Annotated in this window: 14 protein-coding genes; 8 read left to right on the top strand and 6 right to left on the bottom strand. The window is 66.8% G+C overall.

The window, feature by feature from the left end; all coding sequences use genetic code 11:
• Window positions 1-54: 54 nt before the first annotated feature.
• The 5 genes from drmA to AC069T_RS08250 all read left to right on the top strand — a co-directional run bounded on the left by drmA (window position 55) and on the right by AC069T_RS08250 (window position 8,271).
• Window positions 55-3,693, top strand: coding sequence for a DISARM system helicase DrmA (gene drmA / locus AC069T_RS08270; RefSeq protein WP_478781953.1), 3,639 nt, complete (start codon window positions 55-57; stop codon window positions 3,691-3,693).
• A complete protein-coding gene (drmB, locus tag AC069T_RS08265; protein ID WP_478781952.1) occupies window positions 3,690-5,717 on the top strand; it encodes a DrmB family protein in 2,028 nt (675 codons plus the stop codon). Before drmA ends, drmB begins: the two co-directional genes overlap by 4 nt.
• A complete protein-coding gene (gene drmC, locus AC069T_RS08260) occupies window positions 5,710-6,450 on the top strand; it encodes a DISARM system phospholipase D-like protein DrmC (RefSeq protein ID WP_478781951.1) in 741 nt (246 codons plus the stop codon). The genes drmB and drmC overlap by 8 nt, the downstream gene beginning before the upstream one ends.
• Before the next feature lie 112 nt (window positions 6,451-6,562).
• Window positions 6,563-7,669, top strand: a complete 1,107-nt coding sequence (locus tag AC069T_RS08255) for an ImmA/IrrE family metallo-endopeptidase (RefSeq protein ID WP_478781950.1) — start codon at window positions 6,563-6,565, stop codon at window positions 7,667-7,669.
• Window positions 7,666-8,271, top strand: a complete 606-nt coding sequence (locus tag AC069T_RS08250; protein ID WP_478781949.1) for a PIN domain-containing protein — start codon at window positions 7,666-7,668, stop codon at window positions 8,269-8,271. Before AC069T_RS08255 ends, AC069T_RS08250 begins: the two co-directional genes overlap by 4 nt.
• A 341-nt stretch (window positions 8,272-8,612) precedes the next feature.
• On the opposite strand, the gene AC069T_RS08245 is transcribed toward AC069T_RS08250, so the two are convergent.
• Genes AC069T_RS08245 through AC069T_RS08225 form a run of 5 tightly spaced genes read right to left on the bottom strand, consistent with a single transcriptional unit; the run spans window position 8,613 to window position 18,332 of the window.
• Window positions 8,613-9,683, bottom strand: a complete 1,071-nt coding sequence (locus tag AC069T_RS08245; RefSeq protein WP_478781948.1) for a restriction endonuclease — start codon at window positions 9,681-9,683, stop codon at window positions 8,613-8,615.
• Between the two features lie 30 nt (window positions 9,684-9,713).
• Window positions 9,714-11,033, bottom strand: coding sequence for a TIGR02679 family protein (locus AC069T_RS08240; RefSeq protein WP_478781947.1), 1,320 nt, complete (start codon window positions 11,031-11,033; stop codon window positions 9,714-9,716).
• Window positions 11,030-15,349 carry a TIGR02680 family protein gene (locus AC069T_RS08235; RefSeq protein ID WP_478781946.1) on the bottom strand — a complete coding sequence of 1,440 codons (4,320 nt, stop codon included), beginning with the start codon at window positions 15,347-15,349 and terminating at the stop codon, window positions 11,030-11,032. Before AC069T_RS08235 ends, AC069T_RS08240 begins: the two co-directional genes overlap by 4 nt.
• Window positions 15,346-16,764, bottom strand: coding sequence for a DUF2398 family protein (locus tag AC069T_RS08230; RefSeq protein WP_478781945.1), 1,419 nt, complete (start codon window positions 16,762-16,764; stop codon window positions 15,346-15,348). Before AC069T_RS08230 ends, AC069T_RS08235 begins: the two co-directional genes overlap by 4 nt.
• On the bottom strand, window positions 16,764-18,332 hold the full coding sequence (locus AC069T_RS08225; RefSeq protein ID WP_478781944.1) for a TIGR02677 family protein: 1,569 nt from the start codon (window positions 18,330-18,332) through the stop codon (window positions 16,764-16,766). The genes AC069T_RS08230 and AC069T_RS08225 overlap by 1 nt, the downstream gene beginning before the upstream one ends.
• A gap of 707 nt (window positions 18,333-19,039) precedes the next feature.
• Here AC069T_RS08225 and AC069T_RS08220 point away from each other — a divergent pair.
• From AC069T_RS08220 to AC069T_RS08210, 3 genes are all read left to right on the top strand, one after another.
• Window positions 19,040-19,345 (top strand): winged helix-turn-helix transcriptional regulator, encoded by a 306-nt coding sequence (locus AC069T_RS08220; protein ID WP_478781943.1) that lies wholly within the window; start codon window positions 19,040-19,042, stop codon window positions 19,343-19,345.
• A gap of 206 nt (window positions 19,346-19,551) precedes the next feature.
• The gene (locus AC069T_RS08215) at window positions 19,552-19,764 is read left to right on the top strand and encodes a helix-turn-helix domain-containing protein (protein ID WP_079088113.1); all 213 of its coding nucleotides are present in this window, start codon (window positions 19,552-19,554) and stop codon (window positions 19,762-19,764) included.
• A gap of 190 nt (window positions 19,765-19,954) precedes the next feature.
• Window positions 19,955-20,965 (top strand): tyrosine-type recombinase/integrase, encoded by a 1,011-nt coding sequence (locus tag AC069T_RS08210; RefSeq protein WP_478782090.1) that lies wholly within the window; start codon window positions 19,955-19,957, stop codon window positions 20,963-20,965.
• Between the two features lie 48 nt (window positions 20,966-21,013).
• On the opposite strand, the gene AC069T_RS08205 is transcribed toward AC069T_RS08210, so the two are convergent.
• Window positions 21,014-21,196, bottom strand: coding sequence for a hypothetical protein (locus AC069T_RS08205; protein WP_478781942.1), 183 nt, complete (start codon window positions 21,194-21,196; stop codon window positions 21,014-21,016).
• Window positions 21,197-21,328: the final 132 nt, after the last annotated feature.

Genomic DNA, 21,328 nt, shown 5'->3' with positions numbered 1-21,328 from the left:
TACCGTCTCGCGCTTGACCCGGATGAACGTTCCTGGACGGTGCGCGAGAATCTCGTGGACATCCTGGAGCGTGAACTCCTTGGCCCCGCAGGCGGTCCCGAGGAGATCCTCGAAGGTGCCCCGGACTCCGCGTATCTGATCGGCCGTATCGCCCCGGTCAGGTTGACCGCCGGCCAGGACGACCCCACCCAGTCAGATTCTGCGGAGGCCGCGACTGACGTCGGTGACGCCGTGGACGCTGCCGAGAGCCGGGGCGTGCCCTTGACCGCGGTGGACGAGAGCAGTGCCGGCTCGGAAGAGGACGACGTCGAGGACCAGCCGCAAAAGCGCGGGCTGATGATCCCGGCCTCCATGGGGCTGCGTTGCCAGATTCCCGACTACCTGGACGCGTTCACCGTGGTGACCGAGTTCGGCACGTACGAGCCGGTGAAGGAGAAGCAGGGCGAGGGTGGGGAGCCGACCTCGCGTCTTCGCCGGTACCAGCGCACGCCGCACAGGTTCGAGACCACGGTCAAGGTCAGCGAGCTGATGCCGTCCCACACGACGACGTTCGTGCTGAAGGACAAGGTTGTGCTGCGGGTGGACCGCCACGACGACGCCGAGCGTGGCTGCCGCCTGATCGAGATCGCGCTGTGCAACGACAAGGAGACGCCCCGCAAGATTCCCGTGGAGGCGTGGCTCTACCAGACCCGGCTCTGCGTCGAGACCGCTGATGGCGCGGCCGTGTTCCTGCCGGTCAACGATGTTCTAAAGGACACGCGCTACGAGCCGGACGACGAGGTGCGTCGTCTGCAGCTGCAGTACCGCAACCTGCTGGAGTTTGCCGTCGGGCGGACGTGTTCGGTGGACTGGGAGGCCGACAAGGACGTGCGCCGCGCCAGCAGGGTGTGGACGACGTGGCTGCCGACCAGCGAGACACCACAGATCGCCGCCGAGGAGATCGAGGCGGCGATGCTGGACATGCGTCAGCTTGAGGAGGCCACCCCGGAGCAACTGCGCGCGGGGTTGGAGCCGATCGTGTCCGCTTACGCGGCCTGGCTGGACGCTGAGGAACAGCGGGCCGAGGCGCTGCCGGAGCATCTTCGCCCGGAGGGCCGGGAAGCGGTCGGCGATGCACGCAAGGTGCTGAGGCAGCTCGATGAGGGACTGAAGTTCCTGCTGGATGATGCCGAGGCGCTGCGGTGCTTCAGGTTCATGAACCGGGTGATGGCCGACCAGCGTGTCCAGTCCCAGGTGGCGCAGCGGCGTGCGAACCAGAGCGAGGACGACCGGGAGAGCATCGCGCAGGCGCGCGAAGCCATCCTGGAGGAAGGGCAGAAGGGGGAGCGGGGCAACCGTGCGCACTCGTGGCGTACCTTCCAGCTCGCTTTCGTCTTGATGCAGTTGCCGTTGCTGTCGGATCCTGCGGCCGAGAAGCGGTCCGGTGATCTTGCTAAAGCCCAGCTGCTGTTCTTCCCGACGGGCGGTGGCAAGACGGAGGCGTACCTGGGGCTGGCCGCCTACACCTTCGCAATCCGGCGCCGTCAGGGCGTCATCGACGCGTTCGACGGTCCGCTGGACGGCCGCTTGGGCGTGGCGGTGCTGATGCGCTACACGCTGCGGCTGCTGACCGCCCAGCAGTTCCAGCGGGCCACCGCCCTGGTATGTGCTGCGGAGCGGGCCCGGATGAAGGACCCGGCGACGTGGGGAGAGGAGCCGTTCCGGATCGGGCTGTGGGTCGGCACCGATGTGAGCCCGAAGTGGTACGACGAGGCCGAAAGCCAGCTGGAAAAGGCCAACCAGGGCCGCGGCTACCGGCTGACCGTGCTGCAGATCCAGCGCTGCCCCTGGTGCGGTACCCGCATCGAGGCGCGGGACGTGCGGGCGGACAAGGCGCATCGCCGCGTGTACGTGTACTGCGGCGACGAGATGGCCGAGTGCCCCTTCGCCGATGGCGGCGAGGTCGCCGAAGGACTGCCGGTCCTGACCGTCGATGAAGAGATCTACCGGCTCGCCCCCGCCTTCGTGATCGCCACGGTGGACAAGTTCGCCCGACTCGCACGCGAGGGCGAGGCGGCGTCGCTGTTCGGGCACGTCTCGCGGCGCTGCGAACGTCACGGCTTCGTCCACCCTGACTACCCGCACTGCACGATCAAGGACGGCAGCAAGCACCCGAAGAAGGATGGCCTGGAGGCCGCCGCCCTGCACCCGGCGACTCGGCTGCGACCGCCGGACCTGATCATCCAGGACGAGCTGCACCTGATCACCGGTTCCCTCGGCACCACGGTCGGACTGTTCGAGGTCGCCGTCGACGTGATGACGAGCTGGCGCACCCACGATGGACAGCCGGTGCGTCCCCTCGTGGTGGCCTCCACAGCCACCGCCCGCAACGCAGCCGACCAGGTGCGGGCTCTGTACGGGCGGTACGTGACCATCTTCCCACCGCAGGTGCTGGACGCCGGCAATACCTTCTTCTCCAAGGAGATCGAGATCTCCGAGAAGGCCCCAGGGCGCCGGTATATCGGGATCAGCACCACGGGGGTGCGTCTGACCACGGCGGAGATCCGCGTGGCCGAGGTGCTCATGGCCGGCGGGCAACTGCTTCTCGACCGTTCCGGCAAGGCGGCCGATCCGTACATGACGCTGGTCGGCTACTTCAGCGCGACGCGTGAGCTGGCCGGTATGGCCCGGTACATGGGGGATGACATTCAGACCGCGCTGGCCAAGCGCCGTCCTTGGTCCAGGCTGCCGAGCCGGACCGGCACCAACTTCGGGGCCCTGCATGTGGCCGAGCTGACCTCACGGGTGGCCAGCGCGGACATCACCTCCACCCTGGATCAGATGGCGGTCGCATTCGACCCCGGTTTCGACTCCACCGCGGGCAAGCGGAACCTGCGCACCCTGCGGGAGGCGAAGACGCGCGTGCCCGAGCGGGAAGTGAACCCGTACGACGTAGTGCTGGCCACCTCCATGCTCCAGGTCGGCGTAGACGTGACCCGGCTCGGGCTGATGCTGGTGGTCGGCCAGCCGAAAAACACCGCCGAGTACATCCAGGCATCCTCGCGCGTCGGCCGTGACGCCGACCGCCCTGGCCTGGTCGTCTCGTTGGGAAACTGGGCACGGCCGCGCGACCTGGCCCACTTCGAGCAATTCCGGCATTACCACGAGACGTTCTACGCCCAGGTCGAGGCATTGTCGGTGACGCCATTCTCGGTCACCTCGCTGGAGCGCGGTCTGGACGGCGTCCTGGTCAGCGCGGCCCGGGTCCTGCAGGCCGTACGCACCCAGGGCCTGTCCCCCGAAGACGGCGCCGACCGCATCGAGACCGAACGACACTTCGCCACCGAGCTCATCGAGGCGCTCGTGCGCCGCATAGAGCTGACAGGCAACGAGGATGCCGCCGAGCGGGCCAGGCACCGGCTGGAGAACCGGCTGGACCAGTGGGGCAAGCGCCGCAAGCACCTGGTGGAGCTGCGCAAGTCGCTGGTCTACGAAAAGGTCACGGACGACAGCCGCCACGACGCGCTGATGATGAGCGCCGAGGACGCCAAGTCCGGCATCGACACCCGGGACGCGCCACCGTTCATCGTGGCCAACTCGATGCGCGAGGTGCAGCCGGAAATCAACCTCCTGGTCAGCCCGATCAAGGAACGACTGGTGTACATCGAACCCATGACCGCGCCCCAGTGGGTGATGCCGGAGGAGAACTCGTGAGCGACCAGGAGCGCTTCGTCTACGACGCCGCCAGGGCCGTCGACCCGCTCGGCGACCTGGAAGAGGAGGCCGAGAAGCAGACGAAGCACAACCGCGCCAAGGTCGGCTCGGCCCGCCCCTCCTCACTGCTCTACACCTACGGCCCCGGCTCCATCATGGACCTGCCGCAGTTCACGATCATGTCCACCGGCCTAGACGACTGGGAGCGCATCTGGCGCCGTCGCGGTACGCCTCCGTCCATCCACGCACCCCGGTTGAAAAACGTGGTGCGGATGATGCTCGGCTCCAACGACGTCGAACTGCGCCCTCACCCGTGGCAGCCGAAGAAGCACAGCCGCTCCATGGAAGGCAACGACCTGGGGGTGCCGGCCCGTGTGTTCCCGCAGTGGCTGCGCTGCACCGGCTGCGACCTGCTGGGCAAGCTCTCCCAGTTCGACTACAAGAACACCCACCCCTACCGCACCGACCTGGCCATCTTCGAGCACACCAAGTGCCCCGGCCGGGCCGGGAACCGCAGCCGCAAGGCGATGCGCCGCCCGGCGGTGCCCGCCCGCTACCTGCTGGCGTGCGTCGACGGGCACCTGGACGAGTTCCCTTACGACCTGTGGGTGCACCGCGGCCAGCCGTGTGGCAACGCCGAAGTGCCGGTGCTGAAGATGGTCGACCGCACCGCCGGCAAGGGCGCCTCGGCGGTGATCCGCTGCGAGTCGTGCCAGGTGCAGCGCCCGATGAACGAGGCGCAGGGCGAGGCAGGCAAGGCCAAGCTGCCGCGATGCCGGGGCCGCCATCCGCACCTGGATGCCTTCGATCACCGCGGCTGCGACCGCGAGACCCGCCTGATGCTGGTCGGCGCCTCCAACCTGTGGTTCCCTGCCACCCAGTCAATCATCGTCATGCCGGACTCCCCGCAGGAGAAGGCAAGCGACCTGGCCGACCGGATCCGCACCACACTGGGCGACAAGCTCGACAAATACCGCGCACATCTCGACATCATCAGGGACCTGCTGGAAAAGTCCCAGGTGGACGTCACCGACCTGACGGACCCCCAACTCGCCGCGGCCGTCGAAGCCGCCTGCGCCCCCCAAGACACGCCAGAGGAGCAGGCGGAAAAGCGCCGGAACTGGGATCCGGTCGACCTACTGGTGCCCGAGTGGCAGCACCTGCTGCTTCCCATGCTCGGCGCGCGCAACGAAGATCCCAAGAGCGGGCTCACCCTGGCCACCCGAGAACGCGGGGACAAGCTCCGGCCCGAGATCACCCGCGTCCTGGCCGTAGAAAAGCTCCGCAAGGTCAACGCCCTGGTCGGCTTCACCAGGATCGACGACATGGACCGCGTCGGCGACCTCTCACGCCGCCTGGCACCGCTGACCCGGACAGCCCGGCCGAAGTGGACCGTGGCGACCGAGGACCGCGGCGAGGGCATCTTCCTCCAGCTCGACGAAGCCTCCGTCGCCGGCTGGGAGAAGCGCATCCTGGACACCGACGTGTGGCAGGCCCACCGGGAAGCGCACCGCAGGAACTTCGAGCGACGCTTCTCCGAGACAGCCGGCCAAATCGACCCCGACAGCCGTCTCAAGCCCCCGCGCTACTGGCTCCTGCACACCTTTGCCCACATCCTGATCCGCGAACTCGCGCTCACCTGCGGTTACTCGGCCGCCAGCCTCAGCGAACGCCTCTACGCCTGGCCCGAGGCCGAGAACCGGGAGCCCGCAGCCGGGCTGCTGATCTGCACCACCGCCTCGGACAGCGACGGAACCCTCGGCGGCCTCGTCCAGCTCAGCGAGCCCACCCGATTCCAACGCGTCGTCGCCGACGCCCTGCACAAAGCGCAGCGCTGCTCCTCCGACCCCGTCTGCTCCATGCGCACCCCCCAGGACCCGGAGGACTTCCTCCACGGCGCCGCCTGCCACTGCTGCGTCATGGCGTCGGAAACCTCCTGCGAACGCGCCAACCGGTTCCTCGACCGCCGCTTCCTGCTCGACCTGCCCGGAAGCAATCTCGGCTACTTCTCGCCCCATGAGTGAAGCCCAGGCCGGCCTGCGCCTGGGCCGACTCCTCACTCGCAGCGAGGCCAAGGGTGTCGCCGACCGGCTCACCGACGGCGACACCCTCACCTCCGCGCTCAAAGCCGTCGCCTTCGGTCACCGCGCAGAGGCCAGAAGGCTCCTGGAGGAAGTCGCCAACGGGCCAGGGGCAGCGGTCCACCACATCGCCCTCCTGCGCGCCATCGAGGGCGCACGAACGCTGCCCACCTCGGTCACCCCGCTCTGGACCATGCCCGGCCACCTGGCCCAGAGCGGACCGCTCACCACATCCGTGCCCTACCTCGTCGACAACGCGCGCCACACGGTGACCTGCTCCACCTTCAACTTCCAGCGCTCCTCCGGCCTGTGGACCGCGCTGCACAAGGCCGCACAGCGGTCCGAGGTCGCCGTACGCGTCTACCTGGACACCAGAGCCGCAGATGACCGCGGGGCGTCCCGGGCGCCCACCACCACGGAAGTTGCCGCGCAGCTGAGACCCGCAGCGGTGTGGCGGACCAAGACCTTCGACGGCACTTACGTGCGAAATCACGCCAAATTCCTCGCCATCGACCACCACCTTCTCCTCGTGACCAGCGCGAACTTCTCCTGGAGCGCGGAGAACAACAACGTCGAGTTCGGTGTCCTCATCGACAACCCGACCCTCACCGAGACCGTCGAGCGCGAGATGAGTGAAGCGGAAGGCACCCTGTACGAGCAGGTCAAGGCCCGATAGGACCAAACGGTCTCGACCCCTACGCCGAGCCGCACCCGGTTCCCGCGCCGACCTTCGAGCTCGCCTATGGCGTGCCTTGTGAACTGGGCAGATGGCGGACTACTGTCCACGGGTGTCCAGCATCTCCGATCGTGTGAGAAGCCTGATCGACCAGTCGGGCTTGAGCATCCACGACTTCGCCGACCAGGCCGACCTCGACGCCGAGCAGCTCACTGAGTGCCTCAGCGGCGCCAGCCCCTTCTCAGCCGTCGAACTCGCGGTCATTGCCGATGAATTCCACGTCTCGATGGACTGGCTGCTCACCGGGTCCGAGCCCCCCCTGGCCGTGGCAGCGAGAACAACCACGGGAAAGGCATCCGAAGCCCTGGCAGCCGCCCGGGACTACCTTGCCCGCCGCGCCGACCTGGACAAGCTCGGCTATCCGCAGCCTTGGCGGCCCGTCTCCCCGACAGCGCGAACCGGCAATAGTTACACCGCCCAGGGCGAGGCGCTGGCGAAATCAGCTCTGAGGGCGGTGGAGCGCCAGGGACGGTCCGTGACGCAGGACGGCCTGCCGGAACTGATCGAGGCGGTCTTCGGCGCGGATGTGGCCGTCGAGCCGCTGGGCGACGGCTTTGACGGCCTCGCCGCGATGGGCCAAGGTGCCAAGCTCATTCTCCTGAGCACGACGCCAAACCCGGCACGTCAGCGCTTCACCCTCGCCCACGAGCTCGGGCACCTCCTCGCCGACGACGACCAGGACGTCCACCTCGATCGGGACATCTTCGACCAGGCCCAGAAGAAAGATCCAAGCGAGCAGCGAGCCAACGCCTTCGCCTCCGCTTTCCTGCTGCCTGAGCACAGCCTGCGCGCAGCCGTCGGCGCAGCGAGGCTGACCCGGGGAAGCTTTGGCGCGCTGTGCTGCGATTTCAGGGTCAGCCCCGAGACCCTGGCCTACCGACTGCTCAAACTGCGCGTGATCGACGCTGGCACCTGCGACTACTACAAGCGCATGACCGCCCGCGAGGCCGCAGCCGTCGCCGGCCGCGCAGACGAACTCGACCGGCGAGTCGCCACCTCGGAGAAGAAGAGGCTCCCTGGACTCCTGGCACGCGACACGCGCGCCGCCTATGAGGCCGGCAAGGCGACCCTGCGCCCGTACGCATCGCTACTTGGCGTCGACGTCGACGAGCTCAGAAACCAACTCGCGGCTGAACAGGACAACGGCGGCGCCGCATGAGCGACATCCTGTTTCCGGACAACACCGTCTTGTGCAACTTCGCAGCTATCGAACGCCTAGACCTGCTTCGTGCGGTCCTGGACGGCCGCGGCAAGTGGACCGCGGCGGTGGCGCGGGAGGCACGCAAATCGGCCGAAAAGCTGCCTGCCCTTCACGACCTGAGGCAGCAGGGCTGGCTCGGCGAAGCCATCCGAGTAACCGCTCCGGACGACCGCGAGAGCGTCGCGCACCTCCGCACAGCCGTGTTCGGCGGCCAGGCCGACCGGAACCTGCAGCACCTCGGAGAGGCTGAGACCTGCCACATCATCCAGCACTGGCCCCAGTTCGCCGGCGCCTGGTGGATATCGGATGATAAGTCCGCGCTGGAGTATGCGATCAGGCAGGGCATCATGACGGCGGAGACACTCGGAATCATGCAGCTGGCCGTGAAAGCGGGATTCGTCACGGCGGAGGACGGCTTCGCCCTGATGCAGAAAATGCACCAGCTGGAACGCTATCCGCGGCTTCCCGGGTCCGTCACCGACCTCACCGTCCTGCCCTGGTCACTTGTTGAACTGCTGCCAGGACAGAGCGACGAGGAAGCCACTGTGCACACCACGTAACAGCTTCCTCCCTCGGGGCCGTCAGACGCCCCGTCTGTGCAAGGAGGGCTTTCAGGTGAAGCCCTATCTGTGGGGGCGCGCACCCACCCGCGGACGAGGGCGGTTCCCGGTGCTGTGCCCGCTGGGTGTGGGCGGGCCACTGCCGCACCCCAGAGCTGACCCTCATCGCCCCACGTGCACGCCAGCGTTTCTGGCTGTCCGCAGCGGTGTGATCTGTGCGGCCCCGCCCTGCGGCCGTCCATTCAAGCGGGCCATGCTAGGGGTCAGCTCCCTGCTCATCGGCGCCTGTCAAAGGCGGGAGGATGCTCAGTGACGTGCCATCGCCGACCTGTACAAGTTCGTCAATATCCCCAGGGGCCAAATGATTCGGGGCGTATCTTATTGTAGAAGGTGTAGTGGTCTGGGTTGTACGCATCACTATGACGTGAGACGCTACGCGCTCGGACGCAGAAGTCGATGTCTACACCCCTCATGGTGTCGGACAGGTCGAAGGCTTTAACAAGATGCCTTGCGAGCTGCCGCATTGAGGTCTCCGAGACGGCAGGATCGTCGGCAAGGCGTTCGTGGAGATAGTCGAGCTGCCAGTAGAGCCGCGTGTATCTGTCGTCGTAGTAGACCGCCCGCGGTCGTAGCTCATCCTTCTCAGAGAGTTGAACGGACTCGATGAGGTCCAAGCAATCGTCCATGATTGCTGTGTACAGACGGCTTCCATCGCGGTTCGCAAACTTGATGTAGTAGCCTCGAGTCACACCGGTGAACTCGTTAGATTGACCGGTGTTGATAATGCGCCAACCTCCCGCGCTTTTTGGAAGAAAACGCTGAGCGATGGGCCATCCCTTCTCGGTATCAAGGGCGCGTTCAATATCGGCGCTGTCCCAGACGTGTACCGGGATTCCCTTGTTCCGTTCGATGGCTTCCAGGCGTGTGACTACGGCGCTCGACGGCTGTGTGGAGCAGGCCAGCAGGTAGCCCTGGGCTCGGTGCTGAGTCACTGCGTCAATGATGCCGCCGTCCGCTCCGATGTCGTCGAGGCCGACGGATCTCCCCATGCCCCCGTTGGCGTGTGCCATGTGCTTGCAAGAGACGAGCCAATAACGGATCTTGCTGCCCAGCAACGGGGATCCTGGTTCCTCAAGGAGGAGATCCCGTCCTCCGTCAGGACCCCTGCCGGACCAGCGCGCCTTGAACCCCAAGAGCATGGCCACGTCACGTACCAGTAGTTCGAACCCTTCGCCATCCTTTGGGAGTTCTGTGAAGTCAAGCAAGGTCTTTTCCTTGTCTATCGCTGAGCTGGCCTGTCGACGGCCTCTTGTATCTGAACACTCCTGAAAACCAGGCACGCTCTCGGAGACCGCACAGGGCATGACCATGATCTGCTGCTCGAAGCGCCGGGGCGGACCGAGGGTCGACATTGGCTTGAAAATGGTGGTCGAGTGATCGGGTCACTGGGCATGCGCTTGTGTCTTACGGGGCAGGCGGGGCCGTAGGCCCGGCGCTTGCCTGTCGCTCCCTGCTCCGGCCTGGCCCTTCCAGTCCGCCAGGAGGACGTCAGCGACGGCCTCTTCGTAGACGGCGCGGTTCTCCCGCTTCATGGCTTCGGCGAGCCCCGGCTCCCAGGCAGTGTCCTGTGTCTTGCCGCTCAGTGTGACGTGATCGCTGTCAACGCGAACCGCGCTGAGATAGTCCGCAGTGCTCATCCGCCAGGGCTCAGCCCTGTAGCGGGCGCGGAGCTGGTTGGTCATGTCAATGCCGGGCCAGTCGAAGTCCCCGTGGTAGCGCAGGGTTCCACCGGCTTCGACGATCAGTCGCACCAGCCGGTGGAAGGCGGTCGAGGGCCGGCCCTCGGCACAGATCAGCGGCGGACTGCCGGCACCGAGCTCACCGGCGGCACGGCGGAGTACAGCGGGGTTCTCGCAGACGTACACCATGGGCAGGTCCACGGTGATCGGCAAGGTGACGAGCTGGTGGAGGGTGACGTGGAAGGGAGTGCCGTAGCGGGCGGCGTCGGTGAGCCACTGGCCCAGCCCCTGGCCGGTCGCGGGCAGATTGAGGACGAGGACACGGCTGGCGAGGTCATCGACGATGACGTCGAAGGCGTCCCACAACTCGCGCCGAGCCTCGGCTCCTGATCCGAGCGGGATTCCACGTGCCATGGCCAGGGCCCGCAGGACGAGAGACGGGAGAGAGCCGCGGCCGGGGTTGAGGGCTTTGGTGTCTCCTGTGGTGGCATCGGCCAAGGCGGGCAGCATGATCGGTGGAGCGTCGCTGGGCCGGTTGCAGAGGTGTTCCAGGACACGGACGGCCTGGCTGAAGAGGTGGGTGTCCTTCTTGTTGATCAGCGTGGTGATCGTGCCGTCGGATGCGAGTCCGTCCAGCCACCGCCGGTACCAGGAGTGCTCGGCGTACAACGGGCTGGCCTCGCCCTCAGCAAGGATCGTCTGCCGGGCCTGATCGAGCGCGGTCCGCTCATCGGCGCGAAAGCGCAGCTCGGGGCCGATCCCTTCGAGGACATCGCGGAGCGTCATGCCCGTGACGTTGCGGACGCTCTGCTCCAATGCTGAGAGGGGGATGGTGATGCGGCGGACGTCGGCCGACCGGTATGTACCGGTGATGCCGATGATGGCGTTGCGTTCGGCCGTGGTCGGGTTGGCCAGGCCAATGGAGCCCTTGATCTCGCCGCCATTGCGCTCGAGTGAGCGCCGGGCAGCGGCCAGGAGCCGACGGAACTCGGGGGCTCGGTAGCGCTCGTACGCCTCTGTCATTCTGCTTCCTCGCCATCGTCGTTTGTCGGCTCGTCCTCGGGGATGTCCGCGAGCAGCCCTGCCTGGGCGGGAACGTGCCGACGGGGCGTGAAGCCGAGGAGTTCGGCGGCCAGATCGTCGGATCCGGGGTACTCGAGGTCATCGAGGACCTGTTCACCGTCCCAGACCAGCAACATGGCGGAGACGGTGTGAGACGCCTCGTCGTGCTTCAGGTCGTAGTGCGAGATCTGCGGCACGTCGGGGTAGGTGATCCACAGGTCGTAGCCCGTCATGAAGAGGTCGAGGTCGAACTTGGCCGTGAGGGCGAGCAGATCCGGGCGGTACTTCTCGTCGATGCCGGCGAAAGCCTCGTCAAGGGCGATCAGCCGCGGGCAGGTGGGGTACGCGGAGCTGTACTGGGCGTGGGCGGCTGCAAAGAGAGGCAGGTGGATGGAGGCGGACTTCTCGCCGCCGGACATCACGCTGTGCTTGGCCTTGGTGAGCAGTTCTCCCCTCTTCCGCTCCTCCTCGCTCATGCCCGGCCGGAACAGACGGAGCTCGAACTTGCGCCAGGCGCGGTAGTCCAGGACTTCCGCGATCACTTGCTGGTAGCTCCTCTTCTTGTCGGCAGCGGCCTTGGCGCGAATCTGGCTGCGCAGGTGGGAGCGCAGTTCGGCCAGCCCGGCCGGGCCGAGACCAGAGGCGTCCTTGTCGAGCAGTTTGTTGACGGCCTGCTGGGAGTCTGTGAGCGCGTCGGAGATGACCCAGTTGATACCCACCGTCGTCCCGGAGGACATCGGCTTGGAGCGGGTGTCGGCGTCCATGCTCTTGACCAGGTCGCGGGCGGCGACGGTACGGTCGTGGATCTGTTCGGCCAGCCCGGTCAGGAGGCCGTCCTCCAGGACGGTCCGTTCCTTGTCTTCCAGTAGCACGCTCTGATCGGCGAGCTGTTCGGCCAGGCGGCGGGCGAAGTCCGCCACGGGCGTCGGCCCTTCGCTGTCGGTGACCCGGGCCAGGATGATGTCACCGGCCGGTTCCCACTCGAAGAGGTAGCCCTGATCGGATTCCAGCAGGGCTGCCTCCAGCGCGGTGATAGCGGTCGAGATCTTGGTGGTTACGGTCTTCAGGAGGCTCGCGGTGATCGGCCGTCCTCGTGTTGCTTCGTCGAGCGCGTTGATCAAGGAGGCGACGGAAGGGGGGACGACGTTCTGGGCGGCCTCCATGCCCGTGAGGGAAGTGCCGGGCGAGGTCAGGCTGTCCATGAGGGCCTGGACTGCCTGCTCGGGGCTCGGCCACATGTCGTGCGGCAACCAGACGGTCTCGGCGTTCGCTTCGAGGAGGCCGAGGAGGTCAGGCCGGGCATACGGCTCCAGCGTGAGCGTGGTGCGCACCTGTTCGGCCACGGCCGTGGCCAGTGCTGTACGGCCGAACTCCAGGGCATGGTCGGCCTTCAGAAGCCGGTCTCGCTGCTCTTCGGCGTCCTTCTTCGCACGGCTGTACGTCTTCTGCGCCGCGGTGAGCTGCTCCTCCGCGTCCGCGATCTGCTGCAAGATCTCCTGCAGAGGGGCTTCGAGCGTCACTTCCTGGGTGCGCAGACGTTCCTCCTGAACGGCGAAGTCGTCCTTGCGCGCCTGTAGCGCCTCAGCCTGTTCTGCGCAGGACTCGGTCTGCACTGCGATGATCTCCTTGCGGCCGGCGATGTCGCGCTCGGCGGCCTCGGCCTGCTCACGGCAGGTGGAGAGCGCCTTGCCGGCGTCGGCGAAGTCGTCGATGGCCTGGGCGACGCTGTCCAGTTCCCCACGGACGGTGGGCAGCCGTGCGGCCGTCGCGGCATGGCGAAGCTGCCGGTTCTTCTCATGGGCGCGCGCGATCGCCCCGTCGAGCCGCTTGCGGGATTCGATGAGGCGGCGGCGGGCGCCGGCGACCTTCTCCGCCACCACGGCCACCCCGCCTACCGCATCGGTGATCGGCCGGGTGCGGGGGAGCTCGCACCTGGCGCGGTCGAAGTCGTCGAATGCTTCTTGCGCGTACCGCTGCTGCTCTTCGATGCCGACGAGCTGAGCTTCCAGGGCGGCGATGGATTCTTCGAGCAGGCGCAACCGTTCGCGCCGCCGGGCGGCCCGCGCGGTGGCCCCGATGTACTCCGGCTGGTCCTTGGGGTGCGCACCGACCTGGACGCCGAGGCAGAAGTGCGAGCCGGTCGTGACCGCTGGAGCACGCAGTGCCTCGTCCGTTGCAGTGGCGTCGTCCACTACGGCGATGGACGCCAGGACAGCCTGTACGTCCGCGGCGTCGACAAGCTGCTGATCTTCGACTACCAGGACGTCGGCCAGGGTGGGTCCGGTGGGCCGCTGTGCGGGAGGCAGGGGGCGCAGATAGGCGTCGGCGACCTTGTCGTGCAGTGCCTGCTCGGTCAGCGCGGGGTCAGGATGCAGCCAGGCGGTGAGTAGGCCGGCCGCGTACAGGGCACCCTCCACAGCGGCTGCATGGTCGTCCGGAACATGATCTGCGAACCGCACGAGCTGCCACAGCGGGGCGCCGGGCCGATCATCACGGCTGGCAGGACGCAGGTCACTGTGTGGGGGCGCGTCATCAGCCTCGGCCGCCACGGTGTCGCGCTCATCCTGTCTGCTGCGCAACGCGTCCGAAGTGTCGCTGTGCTCCCGCTTCAAAGTCTCGACGCGGGCCATGGCCCTGGTGCGGCGCTCGTCGGTGACAGAACGAAACACCTCCGGCAGCGGGGACGCTTCGGGGTCCCCCACCGCGTCGATGGCCGCGCGCAGCGCGTCACCGTCGGCGGCGGCCAAGACCGCGATGTCGTTGCCGCTGCTCCAGCGGCTGATGAACTCGTCCAGTTCCTGTCTGGTCGTGGTGCGGGCGATCGTGAGCTTCTCGGCTGCCTCTGCGGACTGCCGCTCGGCCTCGGTCAGCTCACCGCTGGCCGCGTCACAGTGGTCCTGTTCGCGTTCCTGGTCTTTCGTGGCGTCTTCGAACGCGCTGAGGTGGGCGCGTACGTCCTCCAGTTCGCTGCGCCGCGCGGCTACGCGACCCGCTACGTCCGTATCAAGATCGGCGCCATGATCCAGCGCAGCGTCGTCGTGCAGGATGCCGCAGCGGCGCGCGGCATCCATCAGACGGCGGGTGTGCCGAGAGGCCGCTTCGTGTAGCTCATCGTGCCGCTGGACAGCGCGCTCAGCCTCCCCCTTGAGAGTGGCCAAGTTCTTCTGGGCCTGGCTGAGATGGCGCTCGCCGTCTGCGATGCCCCGGCGTTCCGTGCGTACGCGGTCGCGCAGTTCCTTGAGATCGTCACGTTGCCTGATGGCGTCGTGGTTCTTGTACTCGGCCAGGCGGGCGCCGATTTCGTTGCACTGGCGTTCGGCGGTATCCCGCTCCTGCTGTGCGGAAGTCAGCTGCCGCTCGGAGGCGCGGAGGTCCTCGGCGGCTTCCGTGATCTTCTCGCACTGGGCGGCTGTGGCCTGGATACGACCGGTGACCTGGTCGACGCGGTCACGGGCATAGGCACGCAGGTAACTGGTGTACTCCCGCAGGAAGTTCCGGACTGCGGTATCCGCCCCCGTCAGGGCGGTGAGGAGCGCTTGGATCTCGGCGAGGTTCTCGAAGTCGCGGGCCGCCTGCAGGATGAGGTCATCGTCGACGGGGCGCAGGCCGGCGGTGAGGGTGTCGGACAGCTTGACCGGGTCAAGGTCCTTGGCCAGCAGCGGGCGTCGCAGCTGGAGCAGAAGGTTGACCAGCTGGCTGTAGCGCTCGCGGCCCAGCCCGAACAACCGGTCATCGATCTTTTCCCGGTACGCCTCCGCCGTGTCGAAGATGGCCTTCTTGCCCAGCATCTGCTCCAGGGCCTTCTCCCGCAGCGGGCGCGAGGCGGCGTCCAGCAGGCCGAAATCGATGCCGACTCTGCCGTCGGTGACGAAGAAGAAGCGCGCCGGCGTGGACATCGCCTTGGTCACCCGCATGCCGATCCCCACGGTGACGGCTTCGAGGACCTCCCCGTCAGGGCCGGTGCGGGCAAATTCCATCCACACATAGCCGTAGGCGGACTCCTGCCCCTTGTAGAGCAGGTTCGACTTCATGGTCCGCTCCTCGCCGCTGAACGGATCAAGACGCCTTGCGTCGAGGACACCGTCCAGCACGAGGGGGAACAGCACTTCGAGGGCCTTGGTCTTGCCGGAGCCGTTGTGCCCCCGCAGGACCAGTCGGCCATCGGCGAAGACGAACTCCTCGTCGGTGTAGTCCCAAAGGCCGATCACTCCGGCGCGCGTGGGCTTGAAGCGAACCTCCGGCTCGTGAGCGGTGCGGGAGTGGGGGATGAGCGTCATTGAGAGGTGTCCTCAAGGGGGAAGTCGAGAGCGAACTGGCCGTGCGCGGGGCGCGGCAGGACGGCGGTGATGTTGCGGTAGCGGCCGACCGCGGGCCGGACCAGGATTCCGCCGGGGACGATGTGGACCAGGCGCAGGTCGGCCAGGAGTGCGACCGCCTCTGCCAGCAGCCCGCCGGGGTCGGCCTGCCACTTGTTGGTGAAGGATGAGGGGCCGAACTCTTCATAGAGCTCGTTGATCATCTGCTCCAGCGTGCCGTGTTCCACAAACGGCAGGCCCGCCTGCCCGTCATGCACTGGCACGTTCGGATCGGCCTCGTCCGCAGGCCAGCCGGCGTCCGAATGCGGGTCCTGTGCCAAGGCCGCGAGCGTGCCGGCCTGCGGTAGGGCCATGTCGATGCGGCTCAGCAGGTCCGCGTGTTCCTCGCCTGGTCCGGCGGGCAGTAGGTACTGAAGACTGCGGGCCCGGTCCGGGTCTTCCCGTAGGTCCGCGAATTTCGCGAGCATCAGCCCGGCGGTGCGGTTGACCGCCCCGCCGCGGCCAGGGAATCGCTTGTCAGTGAAATGCCCCGTGGTGTCGACGAGCATGATCCCCTCTGCGCGGCGCTCGACCGGCAATCCGGTCAGCCGTGCGATGTCCTCCGCCAGGGTGGGCTGGCGCAGCGCTATCGCCGTCTCCGCGTCGGTGTCGCTGAAGTAGACCACCGGGTACTCGATCAGCAGCCGGCGGGCTCGCTGGGCAGCAAAGCGCCGACGAGGGTCCCGACCGGTACCGGCGGTCGGGGTGTCCAGCAGGCCGACAGCGCTGACCAGGTGCTGCAGCGGCTTGTTCGGCCTGAAAAGTGCCGCGCAGGTGTCGTGGTCGATGTCGAACAGCGCATCGCCGCGGTCATGGTCACGGGCCCAGTCCTCCATGGAGCCATCGGAGATCCGCAGCGCACCCCGGTCGACAAGCCAGTCCATCACATCCACGACTGCATCCTTGTGGCCCGGTGCGGTCGCATCGAAGCCCAGGTGCTCGATTGCGTTGGCGGACGGTGTGAGCAGCTTGACGAGGTCGGCGAGGTTGATCTCGACGCGTGACCGGTGCAAGCAGGCGAGGATCAGGCAGAGGTAGGCCAGACGCCGCCGATCGAACGGCCTCTTACTCTTCACCGTGAGGAACGCCTGGCTGGCATCGAAAGCATCCAGCCGCCGCAGCAGCCGGGCGTGACGGGCACTGGTCTGCAAGGAGTAGCCGAACAAGTCGCGGAAGTCCTTGGCCAGTTCGTCTGACCACTGCAGCACCAGAGCCAGCGCCTTGGCTCGGGGATAGGTCTCGGTGACAACCCCATGCAACAGCATGAGCCGGGCAGCTTGTTGGTACGAGCCGAGGTCCGCAGCCTCCACTGAGGCGGCGACGCGATGGGCGGGCATCAGGGCTTCTCCATTCGGCGCCGGCGCATCGCACCATGGGGTTTGATCTCCAGGGCGAAGCCGGGCAGGTGCAGCGTGCCGGTCTGGGTCCGCAGCTGGCTGCCGCGCTCGTTCGGGACCAGGCGCAGCGTCAGCACGTCGCTGCTGCCGGTCCCCGAACGCAGCCGACCCGCGACGACCGTTCGTGCCTGGAGGGCACGGGTCAGTAGCTTGAGCACGGCTCGGATCTCGGCCTCGCTCAACACCCGGTCGTGGGGGCCGTGGTCCAGGAGATCCGTGGCGGCCTCCCGGTCCGCGGCCCGATCCGCCAGCTGCTGCTCTCGCAGCCGGGCGTGCGCGCCACGACGCGTCCGGACCGGCTGGGGCCCGCCCGGCGCAGGCCGCTTGCCATGCCGGAACAGGCTGATGCTGATCTCCACACCGGGCGCATCCCACCACGTCGCCCGCGGAGAAATCTGGTCATCGTCGGCGTGGGCACCCGACAGATGCCGCACGGAACGCAGGTCGAAGGCAGCGGACACCAGCGCGTTCGCCGCCTGCTCATCCGGCGCAGCCGCCGCCCAGGCGGCAAGATGCCGCAGCTGGGTTGTCCGGCTCACCCCTCCTCGACGTGACTCCGTCACCTGCCGCAGCAGGGCAATGACCCCCGAAATGGCCGTGCGGGTAGCGCCTTGCAGCTGGGCAGCCTTGGTCTCCCCAGGGCCGTCGGCCAAGAACCACTGGCGCAGACCCGTCCAGCGCCGCCGCCAGTCCTCAAGCCGCGCGGCCGGCCGCATCATCGGCCGTTCATCCACCGCGGCGGCCCGCTCCAACAGGGTCTCCACCCCGCTGTCTTCCACCTCGTACACAGCCTCGGCCAGCCGAGGCGCGTAGCGCTCCAGCTCCGTGGTGAACTCACTCATGTGCGCCAGCAGCGCGTGCTTGTACCGCAGGAACGTCTCCGGGGAGACGTCCGTCGTGCGCGCCACGTCGTTCAAGGTCAGATAGAAGCGTGCCGCCCGCTGGGTCATGTCCTCCAGCACGGTGTCGAGCCGGGCGAGCTTGCGATACACCTCGTCCTGGTCACCCGATCGGTTCGCGGCAGCCAGCGCCTTGAAGTCCGCCAGGATGTCGGCGAAGACCAGCCGCGACAGGTTCGCGTCCTGCACGCGGGAGCCGATGACCTCTTCCACCGCGCAATAGACGCGGTAGCCGATCTCCGTGAACTGGTAGACCGACTGCCGGTTCCGGTATGCGGCCAGATTGCCGCACCGCGCCGCGTCCTCCACTCGGTAGAGCACCTGCTCATTGTCCGAGGAGAGGTTGTCCAGCATGGCCCGCAGGTTCAGGCCAGCGGCGGACGGCACCTCGTCGTGCGCTATCGCGAGCTCGTTCAGTGCGTTCGCCACGTCGTCGGGGTGGACCTGCAGTTGGTGAACAGCCCGTAGAACGTTCATCGCCCGCAACACCCACAGATACGCCACGTGGTCATCACGCTGCGTGAAATTGAACAGTCGTAGGCGGTCCCCCACTGTCAGCGAATCAAGATCGAATGACTCGGAGACACCCGAGTCATCACGCTGCAACACCTATACCGCCCCTCGTCTCGCCACGCATTGCGCACACCCTGACAGATGCCACTGACAATCGGCCTGGGATCGGGACACGGAGGCCGATTCCGCCTCCTCGGCGCTCCCGGCAGAGGACGCCTGTATGCCCACTCCATCAAGCCCGATCCTCGCTCGCTCTCGCGCGACGCCACCCTCTCGGGAGCCCTGGCCGGCCACTGGCACACTGCCGGCTCCGCCGATGCCGCCTACCACGAACCCGATACCCGCAGGCAGGCCCAGGCATCCGCCATCACCCCGAGGGTGGATGGCCCGCGAAGCCGAGGCGGGCCGTCTCTACCGGTGATGAGTAAGCCGCCGTTGACGAGATCGCCCAGCTCCTGCGCAACCAGGATCGCGGGAGACCTGCTCCAAGCCGGATAAGCCCAGGCACAGCAGCTGCTGCGCTGGGCGCATCCAGGCGGATTCGCCCTCGGCAGACGAGAAAGAGCCCCGAGGGACTGGAACCTCCTCCGGGACCATGTCAACGTACAACGTCCCGGAAAACACCAGGTCAGTGAAGGGGTATGGGCTTCTGGCGGGCGGCGCGCCGACCAGTCCCACGACAGCCCGCAGCCCACGCCACTCGGCCTCGTGACAGAGCGCCCGACCCCACGGAGGCCCACCTGCCGAACCCGGCTATCCGATCTGCCCGCTTTACCGTCCCCATCCTCTTGGCGCTCGGTGCCATGAACGCGTGGACGGCCCAACAGGCCGAGGACTACGTCTCCTTGTCCACGGCACTGTGCCTGTGCGTCTGCGCGGCCGGGCTGTTCGGTGAGGACCTGCTGCAGCGCGGCTACCACCGCGACCGCGCGGTCCTCGCGCACGTCGCAGCGCACCCTGGAGCTATGACTCGCCATGTCGCCCGAGCCATTGGGGTCTCAGAGCGAGTCGTCGCTCAGAACCTCGACCGCCTCACCGACGACGGGCTGCTGGTGCTCGCCACTGACGGCGCGACCCCTGCCCTGCGGGCCTATCGACTGGCGGTCTGACCGGCCTCGGATCAGAGCGAGAGGCCCTGCCCCGTGGCGCAGGGCGATACATAGCAGACGATCCCCGGTTAGCGAAACCGGGGATTCTCCGGATCGTGTAGGGCGTCTGCACTGACTGCTTGGCGGTGGAACAGGTGTGGACTTGACCATTGCCATGCCCGCTGCCTCGGAAGGGGAACTGCGGCCCAGTCGAAAGGCGCTCGTTGATGTGCGACAAGCTGCATTCCGTTCGGAGTGTCGCCGAAATACTCGACGTGAGTCGGCGCTCCGTATACCGATACATCGCCCTCGGTGAGCTTTCAGTGATTGACCTCCGTACAGGGGTCGAACGTTCCCGTGTGCGGATCCCCGGGTGCGATGTTCAGGCCCTTATGGAGAGGCGTCGTACTCATTCCGTTGTCGGGCCCGTCGCCTCGTAAGGACGTTTGTGGCGTAGAAGACTCGACACGATTAGCGAAAGGTTCCATGCCCTACCTGCGCAAACTTCCCTCCGGGAAATGGCAAGCAACTGTAAGGACTCCGGCGGGTGATCGACGGACAGAAACGTTTACCCTCAAAGATCAAGCTCGTGCCTGGGGAAATGAGCTTGAAGCGCAGTATCGGCGTGGCATCCACAAAGATCCCCGCGCAGGCAAGATTAAATTTAAGGAGTGGCACGATCGCTGGTGGGACGCGCGCGTAGTCGAACCTCATACACTCCGCGGGGATGCATCCTCTATACGCAACCATGTCATGCCATATTGGGCGGACTGGGAAATGCGGGCAATAGGTCGCATTGACATGCAGGCGTGGATCCGAAAGCTGGTGCTCGAGGAAAAGGGTGCATCAGCGATCCGACGCTCGTATAACCTCGTCCACTCGCTGATGCAGGCTGCGGTTGATGAGGACATCATCTCGGTTACGCCCTGCCGACGCATAGACCTGCCTCGGGAGGTAGTGAAGCCTCCGGAGTGGTTCACGCTCGGTCAGGCCCAGGCGATCCTTGATGAGCTGCCGCAGCCGTGGCAGACAATGGCCCTGCTCGGCTTCTATACCGGTCTCCGGTGGGGTGAGCTGTCGGGACTCCATGGGAAGCGAATTGACTGGCTAAGGTCACGACTATTCGTCGTTGAGGTGAACTCAAAATCGGGCATCAAGGAGTACCCCAAGACCGCGAAGAGTCGTCGCGAAGTCCCTCTTCCAGATCACGTGCTTGACGCCCTCGCGCGGCACATGCATGGACGAGACCGTGACGGTGTCGTCTTCACCACCGTCACCAAGGGGCGAGCGGGTCGGTTGCTCAATGACGGGAACTGGCGGCGTCAGACGTGGTGGCCTGCCGTACGCGACGCCCGCTACCTGGACGAGGGCGGCAGGCGGCGAGCCGTGCCGGAGTATCCACCGCACTCCATGCGCCACACGTGCGCGTCGTGGCTCGTACAGAAGGGCGTGTCGCTGTACGAGGTGCAGCACCTGCTGGGGCATGAGAGCTATCAGACAACTCAGCGGTACGCTCACCTCGCGCCCGATGCCCACCAGGCGGTTCTTGGCGCGTGGACGCGGCTCGAATCGCAGCTCGTCGTTCCCACAGATGCCGTCCCTGAGTCGCGGCCGGCGCTCGCTCTGGCTGGCACGCCGTAGTCGCAGGTTGGCCCGCCCGATGCTTCATGCACTCTCGGCCCTGCCGGTTCACTCCGAACCGGCAGGGCCTTTCGTACTGATCAGCAGCTTTCCAACGAGCAGCTTCGGCGGCGACAGCATGCGGACGCATGCCCCGCCGTTGAGGAGCAGGTTGCCATGGGCGCCCTGCTGGTTGATCCGACTGGGGCGCGCATGGGAGCGTTGTTCTGCGGCCGCGCTCGTTTGGATCATGGCCGGACGGACGCCTCTGACGCATGGCCCGGACCGTGACGCACGTCTGACGCACGGAGCTCGTCTCCAGAGGGGCGATCCCCTCGAAAGTGGCCTCTGACCTGCATGTTCCTTTGTGATGGGCTGACTGCA

It is taken from the genome of Streptomyces sp. NPDC043867 (assembly GCF_056435845.1).
This window is presented reverse-complemented; position numbering and strand designations above follow the sequence as displayed.